General features: G+C 53.7%; 20 protein-coding genes. 10 read left to right on the plus strand and 10 right to left on the minus strand.

All coding sequences use genetic code 11. From position 1 onward, the window contains the following. Nucleotides 1-299: 299 nt before the first annotated feature. The 10 genes from GCU68_RS07180 (at nt 300) to GCU68_RS07225 (ending at nt 9,941) form a co-directional block, all read left to right on the plus strand. On the plus strand, nt 300-1,127 hold the full coding sequence (locus tag GCU68_RS07180) for a glycine betaine ABC transporter substrate-binding protein (RefSeq protein WP_227014963.1): 828 nt from the start codon (nt 300-302) through the stop codon (nt 1,125-1,127). Then, nucleotides 1,127-1,846, plus strand: a complete 720-nt coding sequence (locus GCU68_RS07185; RefSeq protein ID WP_152940236.1) for an ABC transporter permease — start codon at nt 1,127-1,129, stop codon at nt 1,844-1,846. The genes GCU68_RS07180 and GCU68_RS07185 overlap by 1 nt, the downstream gene beginning before the upstream one ends. A gap of 37 nt (nt 1,847-1,883) precedes the next feature. Beyond that, complete coding sequence (locus GCU68_RS07190; protein ID WP_193565084.1) at nt 1,884-2,921, plus strand: ABC transporter ATP-binding protein; 1,038 nt, start codon at nt 1,884-1,886, stop codon at nt 2,919-2,921. Beyond that, complete coding sequence (locus tag GCU68_RS07195; protein ID WP_152940238.1) at nt 2,921-3,595, plus strand: ABC transporter permease; 675 nt, start codon at nt 2,921-2,923, stop codon at nt 3,593-3,595. The genes GCU68_RS07190 and GCU68_RS07195 overlap by 1 nt, the downstream gene beginning before the upstream one ends. Nucleotides 3,596-3,801: 206 nt before the next feature. Further along, nucleotides 3,802-4,356: a metal-dependent hydrolase gene (locus tag GCU68_RS07200; RefSeq protein ID WP_152940240.1), complete on the plus strand. Its 555-nt coding sequence runs from the start codon at nt 3,802-3,804 to the stop codon at nt 4,354-4,356. 155 nt (nt 4,357-4,511) lie between these two features. Then, nucleotides 4,512-6,122, plus strand: coding sequence for an amidase (locus GCU68_RS07205; RefSeq protein ID WP_227014967.1), 1,611 nt, complete (start codon nt 4,512-4,514; stop codon nt 6,120-6,122). Between the two features lie 113 nt (nt 6,123-6,235). Beyond that, nucleotides 6,236-7,045, plus strand: coding sequence for a formate/nitrite transporter family protein (locus GCU68_RS07210; RefSeq protein WP_152940242.1), 810 nt, complete (start codon nt 6,236-6,238; stop codon nt 7,043-7,045). 227 nt (nt 7,046-7,272) lie between these two features. Then, a complete protein-coding gene (locus GCU68_RS07215; RefSeq protein ID WP_152940244.1) occupies nt 7,273-8,670 on the plus strand; it encodes an ATP-binding protein in 1,398 nt (465 codons plus the stop codon). Between the two features lie 281 nt (nt 8,671-8,951). Further along, a complete protein-coding gene (locus GCU68_RS07220; RefSeq protein WP_152940246.1) occupies nt 8,952-9,494 on the plus strand; it encodes a DUF7342 family protein in 543 nt (180 codons plus the stop codon). A 3-nt stretch (nt 9,495-9,497) separates the two neighbouring features. Continuing rightward, nucleotides 9,498-9,941: a hypothetical protein gene (locus tag GCU68_RS07225; protein WP_152940248.1), complete on the plus strand. Its 444-nt coding sequence runs from the start codon at nt 9,498-9,500 to the stop codon at nt 9,939-9,941. Between the two features lie 45 nt (nt 9,942-9,986). Here the strand turns inward: GCU68_RS07225 and GCU68_RS07230 are convergent, their stop codons facing one another. From GCU68_RS07230 to GCU68_RS07280, 10 genes are all read right to left on the minus strand, one after another. Further along, nucleotides 9,987-10,898 carry a glycosyltransferase gene (locus GCU68_RS07230; RefSeq protein ID WP_152940249.1) on the minus strand — a complete coding sequence of 304 codons (912 nt, stop codon included), beginning with the start codon at nt 10,896-10,898 and terminating at the stop codon, nt 9,987-9,989. Between the two features lie 315 nt (nt 10,899-11,213). Further along, nucleotides 11,214-12,521: a dicarboxylate/amino acid:cation symporter gene (locus GCU68_RS07235; RefSeq protein ID WP_152940251.1), complete on the minus strand. Its 1,308-nt coding sequence runs from the start codon at nt 12,519-12,521 to the stop codon at nt 11,214-11,216. Between the two features lie 767 nt (nt 12,522-13,288). Further along, nucleotides 13,289-15,367, minus strand: a complete 2,079-nt coding sequence (locus GCU68_RS07245; protein ID WP_152940254.1) for a VirB4 family type IV secretion system protein — start codon at nt 15,365-15,367, stop codon at nt 13,289-13,291. Further along, complete coding sequence (locus GCU68_RS07250; protein WP_152940256.1) at nt 15,364-16,467, minus strand: hypothetical protein; 1,104 nt, start codon at nt 16,465-16,467, stop codon at nt 15,364-15,366. The genes GCU68_RS07245 and GCU68_RS07250 overlap by 4 nt, the downstream gene beginning before the upstream one ends. Next, nucleotides 16,468-17,616, minus strand: coding sequence for a hypothetical protein (locus GCU68_RS07255; protein WP_152940258.1), 1,149 nt, complete (start codon nt 17,614-17,616; stop codon nt 16,468-16,470). Next, on the minus strand, nt 17,613-18,281 hold the full coding sequence (locus GCU68_RS07260; protein WP_227014971.1) for a hypothetical protein: 669 nt from the start codon (nt 18,279-18,281) through the stop codon (nt 17,613-17,615). Before GCU68_RS07260 ends, GCU68_RS07255 begins: the two co-directional genes overlap by 4 nt. Before the next feature lie 149 nt (nt 18,282-18,430). Further along, on the minus strand, nt 18,431-20,122 hold the full coding sequence (locus GCU68_RS07265) for a hypothetical protein (RefSeq protein ID WP_193565075.1): 1,692 nt from the start codon (nt 20,120-20,122) through the stop codon (nt 18,431-18,433). A 68-nt stretch (nt 20,123-20,190) separates the two neighbouring features. Continuing rightward, the gene (locus tag GCU68_RS07270; protein WP_152940260.1) at nt 20,191-20,601 is read right to left on the minus strand and encodes a hypothetical protein; all 411 of its coding nucleotides are present in this window, start codon (nt 20,599-20,601) and stop codon (nt 20,191-20,193) included. A gap of 391 nt (nt 20,602-20,992) precedes the next feature. Continuing rightward, on the minus strand, nt 20,993-21,301 hold the full coding sequence (locus tag GCU68_RS07275) for a helix-turn-helix domain-containing protein (protein WP_152940262.1): 309 nt from the start codon (nt 21,299-21,301) through the stop codon (nt 20,993-20,995). 72 nt (nt 21,302-21,373) lie between these two features. Further along, a complete protein-coding gene (locus GCU68_RS07280; RefSeq protein WP_152940264.1) occupies nt 21,374-22,018 on the minus strand; it encodes a TetR/AcrR family transcriptional regulator in 645 nt (214 codons plus the stop codon). Nucleotides 22,019-22,231: the final 213 nt, after the last annotated feature.

Genomic DNA, 22,231 nt, shown 5'->3' on the forward strand with positions numbered 1-22,231 from the left:
GGTCAGCGGAACCTTCGATTCCGCATTATCCTCAAGAAACGAGCGAAGCGAGTGAGTAGCGCGTTCGTTTGACGAGGTAGGGTTTTGATCGTAACTTCATCAATCATCATTGCATATAAATAGTTGATTAGTATGGGTCAATACTTAGGGTCTTTATTACAGATGTTTTTGCTATGCTAAATCAGCACACACGGCGTGAGCTGCTTAGAGGGGGAGGTGGTGTTGCCGCAACGGCTAGTGTTGTGGGGACTTCTGGGTGCCTCACGCTCGCGACACAATTGCAAGGTGATTTGGTGAAAGTGGGCTCGAAGCAATTCACCGAACAGGAGGTCCTAGGCTACCTCGCATACGAGGTGCTCAAAGCAAACACGGATATCAATATTGGTGATCAGGTCGGTCTCGGCGGCACTACGACGAACTATCGTGCACTACTCTCCGATGAGATCCAGCTATACTGGGAGTACACAGGTACGGCTTGGCAAACACTCCCTCCGAAGCAGGACTCGTTCATTAGCGACTCGACAGAGCTCTACGAAACGGTCAAGCAGGAATTCGAGAGCCAGCACGACCTAACGTTCCTACAGCCCGCTCCGCTCGATAACACCTACGTCATTATGGCTAATCCGACATGGGCTGACGAGACGGGTGTGACGTCGCTCTCTGAGTTCGAATCCTATCTTACGGAGTCTTCAGAGACCGTCACAGTTGCTCTGAATGCCGAGTTCCAAAGCCGTTCGGATGGCTGGCCAGGGCTGCTTGACCACTATGGGCTTGATACGCACAAACAGCGACTCGATGTCAAGAATATCGATTCCGGACTCCTGTATCAGGTAGTCGGCAATGAGGAAGCAGATATCGGTGTTGGGTTCAACACTGATCCGCGGATCCTCCAGTTTGACCTTCAAGTGCTGGATGATGACCAGCAATTTTTCCCCAGTTACAATGCGGCACCGATGGTCGGAACTGCGACCCTCGAGACTAACCCGTCGATACGTTCATCGCTGAACGAAACGAGCGAAAATCTCACTACCGAACAAATGCGGAAACTCAACAAGCGCGTTGCCCTCGAGAGGGTGAACCCACAGACGGTTGCTAAAGAGTATCTGCAGAGCGAGGGGATCGTCTGATGCTGTCGCCTGACCTGCTGGTCCCGCTTATCATTGAGGGATCTATTGAGTACTTCACCAAGAACCAGGAACTCCTGTGGGAGTTGCTGATAAACCACATTATTGTGGTCCTCGACTCGGTGTGGCTTGCACTCCTTATCGGCGTCCCCCTTGGTATCGTCGCAACCTACAATGACCGCCTCGGAAGCATCCTCCTTTGGACGGCGGGTATGTTGATGACCGTCCCGAGTATCGCCCTATTCGGGCTCTTGATTCCGCTTGTCGGGATTGGTGAGATTCCTGTTGTTATTGCACTCGTACTATACGCCCAGTTGCCTATCATTCGGAACACCTACCTCGGACTCACGCAGGTTGACGAGGCGATCATCGAGGCTGGACGAGGGATGGGTATGACGAAGACACAGCGACTCTGGCGGCTGCAACTCCCGCAGGCGATCCCCGTCATCATGGCGGGGGTTCGGAACGCCGTTGTCATCCTCGTCGGCATTGCTGCTATTGGAGCTTTCATTGGCGCGAATAACCTCGGGAATCCCATCTTCAACGGTATCAGTGAGGCCTACCCGGCAGCAATCGTCGTCTCAACGATCATCGTCTCACTGCTCGCTCTCGGGTTTGATTACGGGTTCCGTGTTCTCGAGCAACTGTTCAGATTACAAAATGGAGAAGACATCGAACCAACGCTTGGCATTCGACTCATCAAGGGTTACAAACATGACTGACATGCACACCACCGATACGACTGAGGAATCAGACACTATGATCGAGTTTGACGGCGTCACCAAGGTCTATCCAGACCAGACGGTTGCAGTCGAAGATATCAGCTTTGAGGTCGAGCGCGGGACAACGACAGTCTTCGTTGGTCCCTCCGGCTGTGGAAAAACCACGACGATGACGCTCGTTAATCGGATGCAAGACGCCACCGAAGGGACGGTCTACTACGATGGAACTGATGTCGAGAAACTCGACAAGGTTGACCTGCGTCGGGATATCGGATACGTCATCCAGGAAATCGGTCTCTTTGACCACATGACTGTTGGGGAAAACATCGCAACGGTCCCCGAACTCAAAGGCTGGGAACAAGACCGCATCGATGATCGTATTGATGAGTTGCTCGAGTTGATGAACCTGCCTGCAAGCACCTACCGTGATCAACATCCCACTGCGTTGTCGGGTGGCCAGCAACAGCGAGTCGGTGTGGCCCGTGCACTTGCAGCTAATCCAGACGTCATCCTGATGGATGAACCGTTTGGAGCTCTCGATCCAATCACGCGCGAAGAACTCCAAGACGAATTCCTCGAAATTCAAGAGCGAATCGACACCACGATTCTCTTTGTCACTCACGATATCAACGAGGCGTTGAAAATGGGCGACAAGATCGCCATCTTCGACATGGGTGAACTCGCCCAGTATGGGCCACCCACAGAAATTATCAGAGAACCTGCCAACGACTTCGTCGAGGAGTTCATTGGTGCCGACCGCACGCTCAAAGAGCTGCAGATTACCGCTGTCGGCGATATCATGCAAGACCATGTAGCGGCACGTGAAGACCCAGAGGTCGATATCACTGACTCGGTTGCTGTCGCCGAATCTACGGAGATGGGTGATGAACTTGTTCTCGCAGACGGAACGGGTGACCACTACGTCACGCCGACAGATACAGTCGATATTGCACTCTCTCGAATGATTCAAGTCGACACCACATCGCTTCCAGTCGTCCGCGACGGCAATCTCGTTGGCGTCATTACGGAGTCAGATATCCGTGCTCACCAGTCTAAGAGAGGTGGCGATCAGTAATGTCACCGATTAATACGCTTATTGAGTCCGGCCAGTATCTCATCAATCACTTTGACGAGTTCCTCCGCCTCCTCGGAGAACACCTAACGCTCGTCCTCGTCGCGGTGGCGCTTGCAGTTGCCGTTGCAGTACCGCTTGGCATCCTTGCTGAGCGTCACGACTGGACAAAATCCATCATAATGGGAACAGGTAATGTCGCACAGACAGTGCCGACGCTTGCCATTATCGCTCTGGTCTTCCCACTGCTCGGACTGGGCTTTCTCCCCTCGCTGGTTGGGCTATTCACTTACGCATTACTACCCATCTTGACAAATACAGTTGCTGGTCTCGAAAACGTCGACGAGAGCACGGTCGAAGCTGCCCGCGGGATGGGTATGACAGAGAATCAAATACTGCGAAGGATCAAACTTCCACTGGCCGTACCCGTCATCTTCGCCGGAATCCGAACGAGTGCAGTCCTCAGTGTTGGGACTGCTTATCTCGCGTTCTTTATTGGTGGCGGCGGTCTCGGCGTCTGGGTCATTACCGGGATCTCGCTGTTCAATACCCCCCAACTGCTCGCTGGCGCGATTCCTGGCGCACTCTTAGCGATTGGCCTTGACTCGTTGTTTGCCTTCATTGAAACTCGCATCAGTGGGGAGACTCACGCCACCCAGTCACCGGCGGCCGGATAGTACTCGAGCGGTCTTCGGCAGTCACTCTCGAAGACGACTCGAGGATCTCTCTTGGCAACGACAGCTGCCCACGGATGATCTCACATCGATCCTGATCTCAAGACCGATTGATCTCGAGACCGGTCTTACCCCTCGAGAGAACGGAAACCATCAAAAGGAACCACCGAACGAAGCACCTTTACGACCATCTCTGAAACCCAGAGGCAATGTGGCCCTGGGGACACCTCGCTGTCGCGTACTTGGTATATTCGATGTACCAGCAACGCACTGACCAACGCCCACGAGCGCTGCCGGTGATCGTCTTAGCGATCGGGTCTCAATTTCCAGATCTGATCGATAAGCCGTTCGCTTGGTCTTTCGATATTCTTCCTGGCGGACGGACGCTCACCCATTCCGTATTCTTCGCTCTGTTATTGTTGCCAGCTGTCTATCTCGTCGCGCTCCGGTTCAAGCGATCCGATATCGGAACTGCGTTCGCCATCGGACACGTCTCTCACCTGCTCGCGGATATCCCTCCAGCTACTCTTTTGACAGCCGACGGATCTGCACTCACTTTTCTGTTCTGGCCTTTCCTCGAGCCACCCGCCTACGAATCAGTGGATGGCATTCTCGCTGGTTTCCTGCGGTACTCGATGGGCTGGTATGAGTGGGCTCAACTCGGCCTCGTTCTTGGTGCGCTCATCGTCTGGTATCGTGATGGAACGCCTGGGATTGGATATATGAAACGCAGCGTCACTCATCTCGCCGAAAAAGCAGTGTAAAATAGCTGTACTGACGGAACCGAAAAATCAGAATTCCTCTTAGTTTCGCTCTATCTGGAATTCGTTTTGTTGCTTTTCATCACTTTGATTGGGAATATACAGTTCAATTCGTCACGGAAAAATAATTATTAGTTAGTGATTTAAACCAATATACTATGTCAGAGGATCACAATCAACGTGATAGAAAGGATGGACACAGGAGGCGGAGCTACCTCAAGGGAATGCTCGCTGGAAGTACAGTTCCCTTCAGTCTCAGTGGCGAAGTGGGAGCAAAAAAAGGAGATCGAAGTGATCCTCAAGAAACTGCGGGAGATAATGAGCAGATCCACAACTGCTTCACTTCGACGATAACGCTTACCAGACAGGTTCGGGATGGCGAGGTGTCTCCAGTCGAACTCGTTGATCGGTACCTCGAGCGGATTGACGAGCGTGATGACGATCTGAATGCATTCATCACGCTGACGCCGGACCGTGCTCGCGAAGCCGCACAGGAAGCCGAGCAAGCGGTCGAGAACGGAGAAGACCTTGGTCCGTTGCATGGCGTCCCGTTTGCAATCAAGGACAATCAGGAACTGAGTGGTGTGCGGTATACAGGGGGATCGCTGGCGTTTGAGGACCGAATCGCCGAGAATACTACTCACTCCGTTCAACAGCTACTTGACGCAGGGGCGATCCCCCTCGGGAAAACGAATCTGCCCGAGTTCGGATATATGGGCAAAACAGATAATTTGCTCGTCGGCCCTACGTCAACGCCGTTCGACCTCGAACGGAATGCGGGTGGTTCCTCAGGTGGCAGTGCCGCAGCGGTTGCCGACGGACTTCTCCCGTTTGCGACCGGGACTGACGGTGCCGGGTCGATTCGGATTCCGGCCTCGTTCACCGGGACGTATGGGCTGAAGCTCACGTTTCGACGAATCGCGTCCCCGGACGGGTCCCCGTTCAGACCGGGGCAGACGTTCTTCCACCATAGTGTACTGACCAGGACAGTTGCCGAAGCGGCGCTTGTGCTCTCGGTGATGGCTGGCCCTAGTAATAGAGACCCCCACACGAAGCCAGATGACGTCGACTATATCGGTGCGCTCGACCAGGGCGTCGAGGGGCTCTCGATCGCGTACAGTCCAGATCTTGGTGTCTTTCCCGTTGACGAGCGAGTACGGAATGTCGTCGGTGAGGCTGTCGAGACGATTACCGAAGCCGGCGCGGAGGTGGAAGAGGTCGATGTCGACCTCGGACTCAGCTATGAGGAACTCATGGAAACGGTGGCAATCAAGTGGGACGTGTCGTACGCGACGCTTGCTGACTCCTTCGCCGAGGATCCTGGAATCGATATGACCGGCGAGGACAGCGACCTCTTTCCGGATGAACTCCTCGAGATTGTCGAGGACGGTAGAGAGCTTAGCGGAGTAGACGTAGTTGGCAATCAGAACAACCGTACGGCAGTATTGAACGGAATCGCGTCAGTGTTCGACGAACATGATCTTCTTGTCACGCCGACGCTTGCAGTGCCACCGATCCGGAACGATGAACTCGGGCCGACCGAGATCGAGGGCGTCGAGACGGATCCAATTATCGGATGGCTTCTCACGGTGGTATTTAATTTGACCGGCAATCCAGCAGCATCGGTTCCAGCGGGGCTGACTGATGAAGGACTACCGGTTGGCATGCAAGTGGTCGGTCCCCACCTCGGCGACGAGCAGGTCATCGCCGCGAGCGCAGCGTACGAAGAGGTAAATCCCTGGTTCGACGAGTATCCGGCCTTTCAGTGACATCCTCCACGGGAAGGGGACTCTCTCGCTGTCAAAGGTAGGCGCGATACCTCGGATCACTAAGGGAAAGATTTGGATACCGTGCTGGAAAACGCTAGGAGTAGTGGACAATTATGAGTGATCCGAGACCAGAGGTAAGCGATACCACAGAGCAAAAGACATCGCAAGATATCCTCGGGTCGCTTATCGATGGTGCGCTTCACGAAATGAACCGCGAGCGATCCGGGCTATTGCTCTCTGGGTTCTCGGCAGGTCTCGATATTGGATTCGGGCCGCTGATGATGGCGGTAATTCTGACACTCTCGCAAAGTGGGTTTGGCGATCTCACGACGGAATTACTGTTGGCGAGCGTCTATTCCATCGGATTCATGTTCGTAATTCTTGGACGCTCGGAACTGTTCACTGAACACACCACATTGGCGGTGATACCGGTTCTCGACAAACAGGCATCGATCCAACAGTTGGCTCGTCTCTGGGGGCTGGTGTACGTCGGAAATATCGTCGGTGGATTTCTGTTTACCCAGCTAGTCGTTCTCCTGATGCCGGGGCTGGGCGTCGTCTCACCGGAAGCTTTCGAGACAATCGCGCTCAAACTTGTCAACCACGAGTTACAGTGGATACTCGTCGGTGGCGTCTTTGCGGGATGGTTGATGGGATTGTTGGCGTGGCTGGTCACGGCAGCCCAAGAGACAACAAGTCGGTTGCTTCTTATTTTAATCGTTACCGGCACGATCGGCATTCTCCATCTCCCGCACTCAATTGCGGGCAACGTCGAGGTCCTTTTTGGTCTGTTAATGTCCCCTGAAATTTCACTATTGGACTATCTTGCGTTTCTCGTCCTCGCAACCATTGGTAACGCTTTCGGTGGCGGCATTTTCGTCGCGTTACTCAAATACGGGCATGTCGTTCGTGGCGGAAACTAACAGATCGGTATATTGGAGTCGATGACCATGCGCCGACTCTGCGAAACCGTGATTTCACTCGAGCAGACCGAACTCAACTGCAATCGAATTCAGGTGCAGCCGAGATCAGCGCTGCTAACACTGTTCTGGACGACAATCTCAGTATCTTCCTCACCCTGAATCTGGGGTTTCAAATCCCAATCCGTCGAAACGCACAAGTCATTATCGTACGAATCATTATGTAGAGTATGACCTTCTATGACCGGGATGACGAACTCGCTGCACTCGAGACTGCGTTCAATTCGCCCGGTCACGATTCCTACGTCGTCTACGGGCGACGCCGCGTCGGGAAAACGGAATTGCTCAAAGAATTCTGTACTGACCGTCCCCACATATACTATCTTGCAGCTCAGGAAGCCGAACACCGCCAGCGTGAGAAGTTCGTTGAACAAGTCGCCGACACCTTCGACGATCGTGTCCCACGCATCGACGGTTGGGATGACGCCTTCGAATATCTCGGAGACAAGCTCACGTCGGAACGACATGTCGTTGTCATCGACGAGTTCCCCTATCTGATCGCGGAGAACGACTCTCTCCCATCGTATATTCAGGCGTTTGTCGACGAACAGCTCCAACACACCGACTCCATGCTCGTGCTCTGTGGCTCGAGTGTGAGTACTATGGAGTCAGAGGTACTGGGTCACGAAAGTCCGTTGTACGGCCGTCGAACGGGCCAAATCGATCTCCAGCCGTTCTCGTTTCAACAGGCTCGGGACATCATCACGTACGATTTTACAGACGCGATTCGGTCGTACTCGGTTACCGGTGGGACGCCGATGTACCTCACGCTCTTCGACTACGACCGGACACTTGCCGAGAACATCCAGACAGAGCTCCTCTCACCGACAGCTGTCCTATACAACGAGCCAGAGTTTCTGTTGCGGACCGAGCTACGAAATCCCGCTCGGTATATGAGTATCCTCGAGGCGGTTGCGCTGGGCCATACGACACCGAACGAGATTTCAGGAGCGACTGGAATCGATCCAGGACCGTTGTCGAAGTATCTCCAGACACTTCGGCGACTGCGACTCATTGACCGCGAAGTTCCCGTCACAGCGTCCAGTCAGAAGTCCAAACGGTCCCAGTATCGTGTCGCCGATGAATTCCTGCGTTTCTGGTTCCGATATGTCGAGCCGAACCGCTCCAGTATCGAAGAAGCGCCGACTATCGTCTTCGACGGCACCATCGAACCCAATCTTCCCACCCACGTTGCAACCACGTTCGAGGACGTCTGTCAAGAGGCCGTCTGGGAGGCAATTCGACGCGGTGAATTCGACCTGTACTCCAAGGTCGGGCGATGGTGGTACGGCGAAGAAGAGGTCGACATCGTTGGTCTTGCACCCGACGACGATCGAATCCTGCTTGCCGAGTGCAAGTGGACTGCCGAGCCTGTCGGATACGCACTCGTCGAGAGCCTTCGGGCTAAAGCCGAAAACGTTCGATGGGGACCAGGAGATCGAGAAGAGCGGTATGCCCTCTTCTCGAGAAGTGGGTTCGTTGATGGACTCGAAGACGATCTTGACGGCAATTGGTCGCTATTCAGTATCGACGACCTTGATATGCTATTTTCGAACGATCGTTTGTGAGTGATGGACTGCTGGCATACAGATTCCGTATCTGACTGAGAAAATCGGACTCTGAGCGAGCGCATTCTGAGATCAAATCCAGCAAGAATCGCAAGACGATATCGAGCTGAATGAGGAGACACTATCGATTTTCATTACATCAGCACGAGTGCCTCTGCAGTCGAAAAGAGTCACTCCCTACCCTCCGAGTCGGATGCCTGTAGATGAGATAGTAGAAAGCGAAATTCGATATGAGACGAAAGGCCTCAACCTATATTAAGTTAGGGCGTGAACTGTAGCCTATGACCGATGACGAATCGAATTCTGAGAAGGGGCTTATGGAACGACAGATTACGGGCGAAGACCGTGTGCGGATGGTCGCTCGGCAGCTGTCGGAGCCGCGGACGGCAAACTGGATTGCTTCCGAAGCGGACTGGTCACACGAGCCGACCAAGCGTGTCCTCGAACGGCTCGTCGACGATGGAATCCTCCACCGGGATGATGGTGGAACCCACACCACATACTACCCTGATTACCGTCGTCAAGCGATGCAGGAAGCGATGCGACTTCGGGACAGCGGGCACACGGTCGAGGAGCTCACGGATCGTCTCGCCGAAATGAAAGCACAGATCCGAGACTGGAAGGACGAATTCGACGTCGAGTCACCGAATCAACTTCGAGGAACGCTTGCCGACGAGACCCTTGACGCCACCAAAGAAGATCGTCGCCGTGAGATCGCACGCGAGTGGGAGCACCTCCAGCGTCGCATCCGTATTGTCGGGTTCGCCATCCGCGAATGGGATTTCTTGGCCCCAACGACAGAGCCTGCCAATGCCTACAGCTAACAGATGTCTGTCCCACATCCAGGTGGTGACCCAAATGCGAATTTGTATGCGCAACTGAAGCGAGATGTCCTTGACCGTGTGCCACAGATCACGGCGGTTGAGTACGTTCCGGACGATATAGAGGCCAAGCAGTTGCGAGCGGTTTTCGACCCGAACCTTCTTGTTCCGCCAACAGGGCCTGATTCGCCAGAACTGACTGTCAAGTGGTATCGCCAAGACCCACACGATTGGTTCCGTATCAACTACACCGACCCAAACACGGGCTTCCACGCTGGCTGGCACCAAGACGAGGATCATCCCGATTTTGGTCGGGCGCATTTCCAGTACACGGCCGCCGATAAAAAGGGCCGATGGTGCATAACATTCGAACACGAGACACCATCTCTGATTCTCTGGGAAATCGTCGAAGAACGCCTCGAGGATGTTCGTCCAACATATCGTGAGTAAGCGATACCACAGAGCAAAGAACATCGCAAGATATCCTCGAGTCGCTTATTCATCACAAACCATTTCATCAAGACGACTATAGCTCTGAACCAATTTGAGGAGATATTCAATACAAAACAGTAGTATTATTTCTGGAATCGTTACCTCTACCCGATTTGTGAACCGATCTCGAAGCCGGAACGGGCTTGGAGGAAGGTAGTGGATCGGATGTAGTGGATGTGGTGTCTCGTATCGATCACTATGATATCGTCGTAACTGCATTGAGCCCTTTCCAATCCGCTGAGCCTTCTTCAACCACGACGTTGACGATACTCGCGCAGGATGCTCAAGAACGATCTCATCCGTATACGCCATTTGGAACCCAGCGTCACGCACCCGGTGTCCAAATTCTTTATCACCACCTGAAACAAGACGATGGTCAAAGTTGCCGACCTCATCGAAAACCTGCTGGCGGACTATAAGGCTGCATGTCGGAGCGAACCCATCCTTTTCAATATATTTTTCAACAGGTAAACCAAGCGCCAAGTCATATTTCGACCAAATTGTTGGACCTGATTCTGGAGTGTATATGCGGGTTTTGCATCCGATATAATCCGCCGTTGTGCTATCAAGAACATCTTCTATGCTTTTCAGCCATGATTGCTTGACGGTCATATCGGCATCAATAAACGCGATAACCTCTCCAGTTGCGTGTTTTATACCTTTATTTCGGGCTGCATAGGAACTCTGTATCTCATCTTCAATAATATGTGACACGATCTCCGGGTAGGAATCTGCAAATGACTGTATCACAATTGGCGTTTGATCGGTAGACCCGTTGTCAACAACTAGAACTTCAAATCTGTCTTGTGGGTAGTCTACGTCCACTACGGAGGTGAGTGTCTCACGTATCCCTTCTGGATCGTTATATACTGGACAAATCACAGAAATAAAACAGCCGTCATCATCCCCAGACATTGTTTTTGATACTTGTTCTCAACAGTAATAATATTGCGATGGACTTACTGACCCTCTCGGTTTGTCTCTCGCGATAGGGCTGTGGCTCGGTCAAACAGGTCTCATCGCCAGCCAAGTCACTGGCGTGCGTGTATTCTCTACTCGAGCAGGCAGATCCCCGCTGCACTCGCGTTCTGGTTGCGACTGAAAGGTAGAGATGATTTCACAGCCTGGCTTTGAGCGCTTTTCTTCCGGCTTTTTGCAAGCGTGTGCGCGTAGCTGGAAACGCTCGAAGATACTGTGTGAGTTTGCCCTTCGAGACGGCTGCTGGGGCCGTCAGTCGTCGTCCGCAGTCGGCGTCGGCACGTCTACTTCCGTCCAGACAGTTGACGCGCGGTCGATCTTGTCGTTCCAGTCAGCAACGAGCGTCGTCACTGCGAGATCGCCAGTGACGTTGTTCATTGTCCGAAGTCGATCAAGGATCGGATCAACGCCAGCCACCATTCCGACAACCTCGAGTGGCAAGCCGAGTTGGGTAAGAATCATCGTCAGCATGATCAGGCCACTCCCTGGAACGCCCGCAGTGCCGATGCTTGCCAGAAGCGCTGTCATAACCACGGTCAGTTGTTCTCCGAGGGTCAGTGTTTGACCGACCATGTTGGCAGCGAAAATCGCTGCAACCCCCTGATACATTGCCGTTCCGTCCATGTTGATCGTTGCTCCGAGTGGCAGTGAGAAACTGTAGACTTCCTCATCGACACCGAAGTTCTCATCGGCGTCATTCATTGTCACTGGCAGCGTCCCGCTGCTAGAGCGAATACTCAGAGCGGTTACCATTGCCTCCTTGGCTCCCTTGAGGAAATCTAGTGGGGACTCTCGGAGTAGTCCCCACTGAATGACGAGCAGATACGTGAATCCGATGTGGAGCGCGACTGCGAGGGTAAGCGCTCCGATGAGTTTAGCGAACGGAGCAATCGCGTCAGCACCGGATTGTCCGAACGTCGTTGCCATCAGGGCAAACACGCCGATGACGCCGTACTCCATGACGCCCCAGACGATTTTGAACATCGCCTCTGCGCCGGTTTCGGCGAGTTCGAACACCGTTTGAACCCCGTCGTGGACCGGCGTCCCAACGTCGTATTCGTCCTGCAAATAGGCGAGTGCGAGGCCAAAGGCAATGACGAAGAAGATCGTTGGAAGGACGTTTCCGTCGGCCATCGCTCCAATTGGGTTCGTCGGGACGATATTCATGAAGACATCGACCATGTCGGGTGCCTCCTTGGTCTCGACGCTCGCATCCGCCACTTCGAGCCCGATGCCGGGATTGATCAGGTTCCCGACCAACAGACCGAACCCGATCGCGATAGCGGTGGTAGCCAGATACAGTACCACGATCTGTGATCCGATTTTTCCGAGACTGGAGGGTGAGAGCCGTCGAGCACCCATAAGGAGTGTGAAAATGATAATCGGAATCACGATCATCTGGAGTAGTCGAACGAACAGTTCACCGAGCGGTTCGAGCCGCGTGGCTGGTTCGCCAACAGTCAGACCAAGTAGGGATCCGAGTACGAACGCGATTCCAATTCGATAGATTATTGGAACAGATCGATACCGATCGTATAGTTGGCGGATAGAACTCGCCATACATTTTGACAAAAGCTGTAAGATAATAAAAGAAACGATTTAAAATGTATTTCTTGAATCCGTAGGGGTGTGTTTCATTCGTTGCAACCACCGACGAATCCCCGCTGCGATGAGTCTGGTGTCTCTTCTCGAGTCGCAGGCCTCCCCTCCGGTTCCGCAAGACCCTCCAGAACGGAGATCCGCGCTTGGTGCTCCTCGAGAGACGCAACTGCTCGATCCTGCAGTGTCTCCTCCCCATCACGAATCGACTTAGGAGGCCCGTAGCACTCAGAGGTATACTCGATCGCTCGAGCGATGGTCTTCTCACCGTACGTTGAAAATACAAGGCACGAATCTTGTAATCCAGATCGTACTGAAATCGTCAGTAACGCAAACCGCTTCGTTTTCAGTCTCCCTTCAGTTCATCCATACACTCGGCGCAAACTTTCAAATCATCCTCCCCGGCAAGGTCTTCTTCGCCGTGATCGATTGAGTCTACTAGTTCTTTCGTGATAACATCTGGCGTGATGTGTTGAACGTCATCCACATCACGGCCGCATCGAGCACATTTGACCATAGAATGAAGTAACAAGGTCACAGGGTATTACTATTATTCCGTAGAGCAGGCGCAAAACCTACGACTTCAGTCGTGGGAGCACGTCACTGGTCCGAATCCTACGGTTAACGCTGTACCCTATCGTTATCGATCTGCTGAATTTATTCTCGTATTCATCACACGGCTCGTATCAGTTTCTAAAGGTTTCAACAGAGCCGATTCCCCATGAATCTCAGTCAGAAGATCCAGATCCAACATTCTCACCCGTAGCACGGTCAGAAAAACCGTACTGTCCGGGAAGGTCACTCCTCGAGTGTGATTTCGGATCGAAATCGATCACTGCGGTCTCGTCTTCCATCGCGCGGACTTCGATTCCTCGCCACTCACCATCAACTCCGACAAGCGCCTCCGAATAGCCCGTGCGATCGTTCCCAGGGACAGCCTCCTGGATGAAGCGCATCTGTGCGGAGTTGAGACCGAACTCGTTGGCCCACTCGCGGTCCATCCCATCGAGGTGGTGGAACTGCTTGATCGCACACTGGTCGATGATCGCCTCTGACTCTGGATGCTGGAAGAACTCATCAACTGTCTGGGTCACAAGTCGAATCGAGAGATTGTGATGACGGTGATGGCGGAAGACGATCTCGAGATACTCGAGACTCGCCGCATCCTGCATGATGTAGCGAGCTTCGTCGATAACGAAGACGACCTCTTTGTCCGTCTCCTTTGCACGCTCATAGACCAGCGAAATCAGCAACTGCATAATCAAACTCGTACTTCCTCCGAGACTGCCCTCCTGCTGGGCGAGATCCAAATAAATCACCTTCTCGTCGCGAAGATCGAACGCCGTCTCCCGACCTAAGTTCTCATACCGACCATCCTCGGCAAACGGCCGCAACTGATCGATGAGCCACGTCGCGTCCTCTCGAATCTTCGTCGCCTCCTCGTCCGTCCGCACAACATACTCCGACGGCGTCTCGACCATCTCCTCGAGAATATCCAGCACGTCCCGCATCGTCGGACTCTCGTTGTGATGAGTCGCGATATCGTCAGTAATCCCGTTCCGAGCGTACGCTTTCTCAATCGCAGTCTCCAACGTGGTCCGTCGGTCCCCGAGTGAGATCCCACGAAGCGCAAAGTAGTTCGACAAGAAACTCATCACGCTATCGAGTTTCTCGCGGTAGGGACTCGCATCCTCTCCCATCGCCCGCTGGACGCGTTCTGGCGTGGGCTTGATCTCGAGTGGGTTCAGTCCCATCTCCCCGCCGACCGTGATTCGCTCGCCACCGAGTGCTTCGGCGACACCCGCCCAATTGTTCAATGGCTCGAGAATGATTCCGATGCGGTCTTCGCTTTGCTCGATCGACCGGATGAAGTTCTGCTTCGCGCCGAACGATTTGCCAGAGCCAGGATCGCCGATCGTGAACATCGCATACCCATTTTCGCGAGCGAACGGATCGATCACGACCGGGCTCTGATTCTTCCAGTGGACGCCGAACTCGACACCGCCGTCCTCGAGAATCGTGGCGTTGTGTGGCGAGGCGAGCAATGCACCAACTGCCCCACCCAATGCCGTGGCCTCTCGGCCGAACGGATTGGGCCCAATCGGGGCCCCAGCCTGGAGTGCCAGATCCTGCTTACAGATGGCTGTCTTCGGTGAGAGCCCAGCGGGCTGTTCACGAAGCCGACTCCGAATCGTTCGGACGGCCTCACGCAACTGATCACGGGACTCCGCTCGCACCGTAATGAACATGCCCTGATCGAAGACACGGCTTCCGTTCTCGACGCTTTTGTACGTCGACAGCGCCTCAGCCGCTCGTTCCTGCAGATAGCTGCTACGGACGGTTTGCTCGAGATCTGCATCAGCCTGGAGATCGTCAGCAACCCGCTGGAGTTCGTCCCGTGCCCGCTGCTGGCTCTTGGGTGTAATATGAACCGTGAGATCGAACTCGACGTCCGTAAGCTCGAAAAGTTCAGCCAGATAGCCGTCTTTCGGATAATCCGGATAGTCGGCGATGTAGAGCGTCGATGTCCACTGGTCGCCAACCCGACTGGTACGCGTCTCCCACTCGATCGCTGCCGGCGCGATAACACCCTGATGCTGTTCTGCGATCTCATCGAGTACCGTGCCTTCCTCAATTCCGTCTTCCACGGTCGTCTCCTCGAGAAGATCGATCAACTCGACCTCTTCGACATCCTCGGCTTGCCAGTAGTCCCACGCGAGCTTCACGAGCACTGTGAGCAACGCCGTTGCCCCAATGTAGAAGGCAAACCCGGCCTGGGTTCCTGGATCGGGAAGCGCGTCGATCATTGATCGTCCCTCCGTTGACGGCTGATCGTCGGCTGATCACGGATTGCATCCGCCCCATCGTCGTACTCGTGTTCTTCGCCGTTCCAGAAGTCCATCGAGAGGACAAACAGTTCGACCGTCGTGAGCCGATTGGCCGACCAACCCGATGCATTCTGGATAAACTCCGTCTGCAGGCCCCGACACCGATTTTCGAGTTTCTCGAACATGGCCGCACGAATCTCTGCATCGGTCATGTCGTTGCGCCGCGTCACGAACGGGTTGAACAGAAAGCCAACCACCGGAAACGAGGTGAGTTTCTCTGCAGGGGATTGCTCGTCTTGGTAGCGGTCGTAGACCTCGAACGGGTCGACTTCGACACCGATAAAATACCGCACTTGCTGGGTTCCCTCGAGATCTCGAGGCCGCTGCTCGCGATACTCCTCGAGCAACGCTTTGAATATCGGATTGTGCTTGACGTCAGTGTCAGTGAGCCGCCCGTCAATCTGCTCAATTAGTTTTGCAACGGGGAACGGTCGAGTTGTCGCGTGGAATTTGAGGGTGAAATCGAGTTCCTTGTTCGCGAACTCTTCGCCGAGTTGCTGGATCTGTGCCCAGTCACCAGACATCGCAAAATCCATGTTCCCGGGATCGATCTCGAGGTAGGCCTCCATCGCCCCATCCGAACGCTCGATCGCACCGGCGCCGGGCCAAGCACGCCTGATATTCGTGAGATCCTGTGTACACTCGTCCGGTTTGAACGGCGTATAGCTCACGAGCCCGCCATCGGTACTGGACTCGGTGGACTCGGACTCGGATGTGGCCCCACTGTAGGTGACTCGAGGGCGCTTGCAATAGTAGCGATACACATCGGCCAGCCATGTCGACGCCGGGAGATGATTCGGCGCTGCGTAGACGAGTACTCCACCGAGGACAACACCAAGCAGGACAAACGGCAAGATTGCCCTATCCAATCCCGTCAGCCCCCCAAAGAGAAGACCGGCGATCGGAAACCCGAGGAGCACGTAGACATCTCCTTCCTCGATATTCAAGATCGGAATGCGGCTCTCTTCGCCTAATTCATCCATGATTCGACGGCCAGCTGCATCGTGATCTTGTGTCATTCAGAAATTCCTCGGATCGTTCTCAGTGCGACGGTACGCCGGGAGGCCTTCCAGGCTGTGCAAATCTGTCGCGATGTTATCGTGGTCGGTTCGGCTCCCAGTACTGCCGCTCGAGTCGCCAGATTGTTGGGACGAGCCACCTCGTTGGCGCATCTTCGACACCGCAGAATAGCCAACGGCCGCTTTCGGTCCCCATGTTGCAGTCGTCGCTGCAGCAGCAGGACCGGCAATCGCACCAGCTCCGACGGCTGCACCAGCGGTCACTGCTCCTTTCGTCGTCGTCCCGATGATCTTCGTCGTCATCGGGCTGGCATACTTGAACAGCTTCCAGACGATGACGATCGAGAGAAGCGGCAGCGTTACCGCAATGAGATAACTCAGAAACGAACTATCTGGAACGAGCGCTGAATCTGTTCCCTCACCGAAGAGAAGATCGTAGCCCTTGAACAGCAGTGCCACGGGAATCGGCATGATCGCAAGCGGCACGAACTTCATGCAGACCGTTCTGGCAATGTTTGAGACGACGGGCAGGTTTCCGTAGGCCAGCGCAATCCCGATCGGTACTGCGTAGATCAGGATGTATAACATAATCTCCCGAAGGAAAAACAGCGCCTGAAGGACCCACATGGCTGTAGCTCCAACACCCGTAAGAAAGAGTGCAAGAAGCGGGTTCGAAACCGTTAGTGAAAGCAGACCAGTCATTGCATTAGTAACTGCTGAGACATCTGGAATGAGTGCAATCGTAAAGCCATCAACAACGTAGAGAGCCAAGACGGCGATCCAGTACCACGTTACAATCAGAAACGCACCTGTCCAAGCACTCCGTTTCGCCTTTCGGCTCTCGTATGCACTGCCGATATTGAAGATTCGAATTGTATGCCGACCTTGGACACACATCACGAGTAGCAAAAGGGAAACGAGCATAATTTCGCCAGCAACGAGGCTGCTATGGATCTCTTCCCACGGGGTGTTTGATGGGGCTCCGAAGACAAATCCACCATCCGTTTCCGGCGTTGGTGTCCCAAAAACCTGCGCTGTGACTGTTTCATAGCCGTCTGTCAGCCCTTCTTGAAACCATTCGATGAGCTTGTCAATCGCGTCTTCGAACCACTTGATGCCGACATCAGAGAGTGACCACGCTAGCTTCATTTGGCTTCCTCGATCTCGATTTCACACTTATCAGAATCTGTGCCGAGGTAGTGTATAGCGTACTCGCGAGTGAGGGTCACCACGTCGTGAGTTGCAAAGAGCCGGACAGTGAATTCCCCACCTCTCCCAACAGAATCACATTTTGCTCGAGCATTGACCGGTAGAAACGGTAGCGTGTTACTGTAGACGAGAACCGTCTCCCCTGCAGGGATCGGTATCGACTCAGCGTCCCCGCTATAGTCGTTCTCTGGGTCGTAAATCCCACTCTCACCGGACTCATCGTAGCTCTCGTGAGTCGGGAACGGAACATCCCCATCGAATCGAAGTGCGGTAACCGCGGTTGGGCCACTTCCCTGATTCGTCACAGAAAGGATGGCTTCTGCTTCTATACTGGACTCCCGCGCCCCATCATACATCTCTTCAGGATGATTTCGAGCCAACCGAAGCTCAGTGAGCTCGAGGTCGGGCTCGATTGAAAGCGAAGTCGTTGCGACGGTCTCCTCGCCAGCGAGTCCGATGACGTCGTATTCACCGGGAGGATAGTCCGTCCCAATCGAAATCGTGGCTTGGGACACCCCCGATTCAATCGTTTGCTGTGCGAACATCTCGCCAGCGGGATCGATTACGTTCACCTGATCGACTGCATCTCTCTCGAGGTCGATCACCAGTTCGCGTCCGTCGACATCGACACGCTGGATAATCTCTCCATCATCACCGTCGTCACTGCCACCAATACAGCCGGCAAGGCCAGTAGCGGCCCCGACGAGAATACTTCCAAGAACGGTTCGTCTACTGTGTGTGTGCTGTCTTATTGTCATAGCGTATCGTTCAGTTTCAGGAAAGTGCCGATTCGTTTGGCAGCGTACAATGCGACCACAAAGGGGAATGCATAGCGAACGACATCCACCACGAGCACAAACCAGCCCGTCGGCGTCGCCAACGGATGCCACATCTCAGTGGCAGTCGCACCGAGATAGGCCGGACTCTGTGATCGCCACGAACCAGGGTGGTACTCTGCTGTATAGATCCCGGGCTGGTGGACAGTCACCTCGGCAACACCCTCTCTGTTCGTTCGAACCCGCTGATCGCCGACCGTGATGTAGCCCTCACGCGAAGCGTGGCCGATCACTGAGAATCGGGGCTGATCGAACGGACTCTCGAGCATGATCGGTCGGCCTGTCTTTGCATCGCGAAGCTCGAGTCGCAACGTGACCGCAGTCGTGTTCGAGTCGACGATCTCAACGGAGAGGTCACTCTCGCGAATCTCTCGTTTCGACCCTCCATCAGGTTCGACGATGTCTGCAGTAACGCCTCGAACGATCCCGTCGACGGCGACCGAATCTCGATCAATGTTGTCGTAACGAAGTGCAAGCCCGTCCGACCGTGTGTACGCCGAAGAAATAACGTCGATATCGGCGTTTTCGTGAAGTGCAGGTTCTGGTGAGGAACTCTCCGTTCCCCACACCTCGAGTATCTCCGGTCCGTCGCGGATGGGCTCTGTTCGCGGACCTATCTCAGATGGGTACGCGTGGACGTACACCGGGAGCGAATCCGAACCGACCGTCTCTTGGCTCACTCGAGTTGCGCGCGTGAGCTCGTCCCAACCAGTGTCGCGAGCGGTGTAGTATCGCCACACACCGCGGACCGTCGCTTCACCATCGTCTGAAAGCGTGTAGCCATGCCACGGTTGGTCCTGATAGATCGCAACACCGCTGTCTCCGTTTGGATACGACGCATGATAGACCGAGGCCTCCAGATCGTAGACCTCGACATCGAGATCCTGCGAGACGGTCACCTGATCGGTTACCAACTCCGTCTCATTGCCATCGTCTCGCTCGCCTCGAGCAGTGATATCCGCCTCGAGTGTGAGTGTTGTCGACCCACCGTGATCGAATGTATAGTCGAAGACCGGTGTCTGTGTCCCTTCGACAGTGTCGACGACGTTGCCATCGCGTCGGAGACGAACCTCTTCGATTTCGTGCCCTAAGACCGATGCGTTACTCTCGAGGCGAACCCGATAATCGACGAACCCACGCAGTGTGCCTTCCGGTGCGATGTAGTGAACCGTCTCATTCGCGTCTAGGTGTGCTCTCGTCGATGGATGAATCGCGAACGTCGTCGCGTGTGCATCAGCAATGAGCACAGAATCGGAGAGGTTTGCATGCGTGGGATAGATCGAGGTCTCCGCATCACCGCCCTCGAGTGATTCGTAATCGTATGCACTCCAGCGTTCAGCCGTCTCGGGAGGCGCTTTGAACGTAAGATCCGTGCAGTTGCCGAGTTCCTGCATGACCGTCCGCGATTCGTTATAGCGGTCTTCGTACTCGGCGTCACTGATGCACGTGTTCGGCGCTTTCGACCACAGTGTCGCCGTCTCATTACCATCTAACTCGCTCTCGTCGGTGCCTGGTCGCGGCGGGACGTCAGCACTCCCGACAGCCACACCGACACCCACGACGGCGAGTGCAATGACCGCGAGACCGATCACGAAAGCCATCTGGTGCATCGTCTGATACCTGGGGCGGTGATCAGCCGATATCTGGAAGGCGTTCACAGAGTATCAGCGCTCGAGGATTACCACGGAACGAGGTCGACACATTCCGCAAGCGGAAGCTCCATCGCAGAGCCAGCGACCGTGTACAGCGGCCCGAGGATCATGAGGATGATCGCAGACTTCAGCGCCGCTCGCTTGTGTTGTTTGAGTCTCTTTTTTTGCTCGAGATTCATCGTGAACATCTCCGCGAGTGAATCGGCCTGCCAGACCACTGCCAGACCTATGATACCGAGAGCAGTCGTGATCTGGAAGAACCCAGAGATCATATCTGGCAACCCTTCGGCATCACAGACCACTCCATCCTGTGCAAGGGCGGGATCTACAGCAACCAATGAAAGGATGAGTAGGGACGCAACTCCACTGCGTACGATACGATGTCGACGACCAACAAAATCAAGTCGATCATCAGTAGCGGGGACCTTTTCCGTCATTGACGACCGAAACCTCCTTGCAAACCCGATTGGCCTGTAGTGCCGCGCAGGCTGAGACTTCCAGTATCTCCCACGAGGGAGCGTCTATTCGAACGTGCTCGAAGAGAGCTACCAATTCGCTTCGGTAATTTCCCCATGCTATCTCCGAATTCATGTCATTGTATTATGGTTAAATGCTTTTCGAATTTCTCGAGATAATTCTTCAATAGCTACTTAGGAAGTAACCCTATCGGCTATTCGTATTACTTTATTACGAGTAAAAATAACGGCGGTGTGTGAGTACTGTTTTGGCTACGATTCTTTGCGCTTGCCGAAATGAAGCAGGTTCCTACCTTTCAGCAGTGAGGGGATGTCAGTTCCAGACAACCCGTGAAGAACATTCGAGGAGGACTCAATTCCAGGTGACTGAATAGGCCATCATCTGCTCGATCTTGTGGCGCTGATCTGGAAAAAGATAAGCGACGAACTTCTCAGCGGCATCAACACCATCAGGTGTGGAGAGTGTCACCGGCTCCGTGGGAGAATCCACACCAGTAACTAAACCTAATTCGGAAAGTTTCGAAATACGCTGTGAAACGTCTCTCTCATTTCGCGAAATCATGTCAGCAATGCTTATACTCGTTCCTTGCCCGCAACAATATAGGCAATAGAGAATGAGCGCATCTGCTGGTAGCCGTAGATCGTTTTTTGAGACAGTCATTAATTGTGTCTTGTGAAGAGCTGGCTTTATATGTACATATTGTAAACTCTTGCAAAACTAATACATATATGATTATTTGGTATAGAACCCTTTGTTGGAGTCGATCTCAACTTCGCTGTTAATTCCCAATCGACTCTCGAGATAGTGTGTCAGTTCTGTCCGAAGCGGAGCAATCCCTCCTTCGATATCGCTTGTTGTCCGTCGATAGAGGATCCCTGTGAGTGTCGTAAAAAGCATTGTTGCAACCTGTTCGGGATCGCAATCCTGGAATTTACCTTCCTCGATACCTTCGCTGATAATCATCTCGAGATGATCCTGAAAGACACGATCACTGCGTGAAAAGTGTTCGTAAAAGTCGTTGTGGCTTGCACGGGCACGGAGTTGAGTTAGTGTCCGGATCAACTGGTCTGGTTCATCAGGTCCAAGACACATTCCAACCTCAAGAAAGTTGATCAACGCTTCGTTCGGATCTTCGATAGTAGTCTCGACCAGTGACGCTTCAAAATGTTCGAGCATGAATTCAAGACAGTCGAAGATAAGCGCCTCCTTGTCCTCGTAGTGGTGGTAGATTAGTGAAGGGCTTTTGTCGAATTCATCGCCGATTTTCGAAATCGTCAACTCGGCATAGCCATATTTCGACAGCGCCCGATAGGTCGCAATGAGGATTTCGTCTTGTGTTGTTTCAGGATCGACGAACTCAAGCGGATCCTCATTCATGAGAAGTCACCATGTGGCTGCAAGCGAAATAATCGCTATACATACTTTTTGTTGTGTGAGCGCCCCTGTACTTACTTTCATTGGACTTCCCTGGTGTCTGCTCTCGATACATTAGTGCTGCACTCATTCTTTGGGGATATAGCGGTACTGATTGAATGTTCATTCAAAGCTGTTAAGCGTGCTCACTCGAAGGGGTCAGTATGATTGAAAGTC

It is taken from the genome of Natronorubrum aibiense, from assembly GCF_009392895.1.
Lineage (GTDB): Archaea > Halobacteriota > Halobacteria > Halobacteriales > Natrialbaceae > Natronorubrum > Natronorubrum aibiense.

What these genes read in the sequence shown, in the direction of transcription:
- GCU68_RS07235 (WP_152940251.1), bottom strand. Translation starts at nt 12,521, where the DNA reads ATGGCGAGTTCTATCCGCCAACTATACGATCGGTATCGATCTGTTCCA.
- GCU68_RS07185 (WP_152940236.1), top strand. Translation starts at nt 1,127, where the DNA reads ATGCTGTCGCCTGACCTGCTGGTCCCGCTTATCATTGAGGGATCTATT.
- GCU68_RS07195 (WP_152940238.1), top strand. Translation starts at nt 2,921, where the DNA reads ATGTCACCGATTAATACGCTTATTGAGTCCGGCCAGTATCTCATCAAT.
- GCU68_RS07275 (WP_152940262.1), bottom strand. Translation starts at nt 21,301, where the DNA reads ATGACTGTCTCAAAAAACGATCTACGGCTACCAGCAGATGCGCTCATT.
- GCU68_RS07230 (WP_152940249.1), bottom strand. Translation starts at nt 10,898, where the DNA reads ATGTCTGGGGATGATGACGGCTGTTTTATTTCTGTGATTTGTCCAGTA.
- GCU68_RS07250 (WP_152940256.1), bottom strand. Translation starts at nt 16,467, where the DNA reads ATGACACAAGATCACGATGCAGCTGGCCGTCGAATCATGGATGAATTA.
- GCU68_RS07225 (WP_152940248.1), top strand. Translation starts at nt 9,498, where the DNA reads ATGTCTGTCCCACATCCAGGTGGTGACCCAAATGCGAATTTGTATGCG.
- GCU68_RS07215 (WP_152940244.1), top strand. Translation starts at nt 7,273, where the DNA reads ATGACCTTCTATGACCGGGATGACGAACTCGCTGCACTCGAGACTGCG.
- GCU68_RS07245 (WP_152940254.1), bottom strand. Translation starts at nt 15,367, where the DNA reads ATGATCGACGCGCTTCCCGATCCAGGAACCCAGGCCGGGTTTGCCTTC.
- GCU68_RS07265 (WP_193565075.1), bottom strand. Translation starts at nt 20,122, where the DNA reads ATGCACCAGATGGCTTTCGTGATCGGTCTCGCGGTCATTGCACTCGCC.
- GCU68_RS07190 (WP_193565084.1), top strand. Translation starts at nt 1,884, where the DNA reads ATGATCGAGTTTGACGGCGTCACCAAGGTCTATCCAGACCAGACGGTT.
- GCU68_RS07210 (WP_152940242.1), top strand. Translation starts at nt 6,236, where the DNA reads ATGAGTGATCCGAGACCAGAGGTAAGCGATACCACAGAGCAAAAGACA.
- GCU68_RS07280 (WP_152940264.1), bottom strand. Translation starts at nt 22,018, where the DNA reads ATGAATGAGGATCCGCTTGAGTTCGTCGATCCTGAAACAACACAAGAC.
- GCU68_RS07205 (WP_227014967.1), top strand. Translation starts at nt 4,512, where the DNA reads ATGTCAGAGGATCACAATCAACGTGATAGAAAGGATGGACACAGGAGG.
- GCU68_RS07255 (WP_152940258.1), bottom strand. Translation starts at nt 17,616, where the DNA reads ATGAAGCTAGCGTGGTCACTCTCTGATGTCGGCATCAAGTGGTTCGAA.
- GCU68_RS07270 (WP_152940260.1), bottom strand. Translation starts at nt 20,601, where the DNA reads ATGACGGAAAAGGTCCCCGCTACTGATGATCGACTTGATTTTGTTGGT.
- GCU68_RS07200 (WP_152940240.1), top strand. Translation starts at nt 3,802, where the DNA reads ATGTGGCCCTGGGGACACCTCGCTGTCGCGTACTTGGTATATTCGATG.
- GCU68_RS07220 (WP_152940246.1), top strand. Translation starts at nt 8,952, where the DNA reads ATGACCGATGACGAATCGAATTCTGAGAAGGGGCTTATGGAACGACAG.